Consider the following 2,296-nt stretch of genomic DNA (forward strand, 5'->3'; position numbering starts at 1 on the left):
CAGAACCGGGTTCAACGGTTGAAATCAAAGACAAAGATGGCAACATCTTAGGTTCAGGTACAGCAGACGAAAATGGTAACTTCACGGTTGGTTTGGATACACCATTAACCAATGGTGAAAAAGTTGACGTGACTGCCAAAGATGAAGCAGGCAATGTTTCAGACAAAACCGAAGTGACTGCGCCAATCATTTCAACTGGTGAAGCTGCTGATATTGTTGGTGATATTCTTCTAGTTGGCGCTGGTGAAGACGGTATCTTTAATGCTGATGAATTAGGCACAGATGGAAAAGTTGATGTCGTTATTCAATTGGGCAAAGATGCTCAAGTTGGCGATATTATCCGAATTAATGGTGAAGAACATACCATTACACAAGCCGAAAAAGATGCTGGTCAACTAGAAACAGAAATTGCTGTACAAGAAGGCAATAATCAAATTGTTGTTGAAGCAACAGATAAAAATGGCAACATCGATAAAGAAATCAAAGATTTTATTGTAGATACCATTCCTGCGGATATTGTTGGTGCAATCACTTATCCAAGTGATAGTTATGATGATTTAATTTCAACACATACCATTAAAGTTCATGTAGAACTGGGTAAAGATGCTGAAGTTGGTCAAGTTGTTACAGTGAATAATACTGATTATGTATTAACACAAAGTGATCTTGATCAAGGTTATGTTGTGGCTACAGTGCCTGTGGTTAATGGTGATAATTTAATTACTGCTGAAGCAAAGGATAATGAAGGTAACTTAGATAAAACATCAGACACAGTAAATGTTCAAATCACTGAAACTGGTGGTGAAATGGGCAATATTATTGACGATGCTTTCTTCCCTGAGGCTGGTGCTGACAATATTCTAAATAAAGAAGAATTTGGAACAGATGGAACAGCTAAAGTAGAAATTACTTTAGGTGCAGATGCGCAAGTTGGTGATGTGATTACTGCTAGTGGTGTCAAACATATCATCACTCAAGCAGATCTAGATAATAAAAAAGTAGAAATAGAAGTACCTTTAAACGAAGGTAATAATTTTGTTTATATTTCTGCTACAGGTTCTACCGGCGCTTTTGATCAAACTTATATTAATATTATGGTTGATACTTTAGCACCAGATGCACCAAGCGATGTTGTGATCAGTGAAGATGGTTCAACGGTTACAGGTAAAGCAGAATCAGGTTCAACGGTTGAAATCAAAGACAAAGATGGCAACATCTTAGGTTCAGGTACAGCAGACGAAAATGGTGATTTCACTGTTGGCTTGGATACACCATTAACCGATGGTGAAAAAGTTGATGTGACTGCAAAAGATGAAGCAGGCAATGTTTCAGCTCCAACAGAACTCACTATGTCAGGCGAAACTGGTGCTACAGGCGAAACTGGTGAAACTGGTGCTACAGGCGAAACTGGTTCAACTGGTTCAACTGGTGAAACGGGCGCTACAGGCGAAACTGGTTCAACTGGTGAAACGGGCGCTACAGGCGAAACTGGCGCTACAGGCGAAACTGGTGCTACAGGTGAAACTGGTGCTACAGGTGAAACTGGCGCTACAGGCGAAACCGGTGCTACAGGCGAAACTGGTGAAACGGGCGCTACAGGCGAAACGGGTTCAACTGGTGAAACGGGCGCTACAGGCGAAACCGGCGCTACAGGCGAAACCGGTGCTACAGGTGAAACTGGCGCTACAGGTGAAACCGGTGCTACGGGCGAAACTGGCGCTACAGGTGAAACCGGCGCTACAGGCGAAACTGGCGCTACAGGTGAAACTGGCGCTACAGGCGAAACCGGTGCTACAGGTGAAACTGGTGTGACAGGCGAAACTGGCTCTACTGGTGAAACCGGTGCTACAGGTGAAACTGGTGCTACGGGCGAAACTGGCGCTACAGGCGAAACTGGCGCTACAGGCGAAACTGGTGCTACAGGCGAAACTGGTGCTACTGGTGAAACGGGCGCTACAGGTGAAACTGGTGCTACAGGTGAAACTGGTGCTACAGGTGAAACGGGCGCTACTGGCGAAACTGGTGCTACAGGCGAAACTGGCGCTACAGGCGAAACCGGTTCAACTGGTGAAACGGGCGCTACAGGCGAAACGGGCGCTACAGGTGAAACTGGTGCTACAGGTGAAACTGGTTCAACGGGCGAAACTGGCGCTACAGGCGAAACCGGTGTGACTGGTGAAACGGGCGCTACAGGCGAAACCGGTGCTACAGGTGAAACTGGCGCTACAGGTGAAACTGGTGCTACAGGTGAAACTGGTTCAACGGGCGAAACTGGCGCTACAGGCGAAACCGGTGT

General features: G+C 45.7%; 1 protein-coding gene. It reads left to right on the forward strand.

Annotated features, from left to right (window positions below):
• Window positions 1-2,296, forward strand: a 2,296-nt coding sequence (locus tag HX124_RS17960; protein WP_286418742.1) for a beta strand repeat-containing protein, incomplete at both ends; no start/stop codon positions are given.

Origin of the sequence: Acinetobacter sp. 226-1 (assembly GCF_030329325.1) — a bacterium.
In the GTDB taxonomy this organism is placed as follows: Bacteria; Pseudomonadota; Gammaproteobacteria; order Pseudomonadales; family Moraxellaceae; genus Acinetobacter; species Acinetobacter sichuanensis.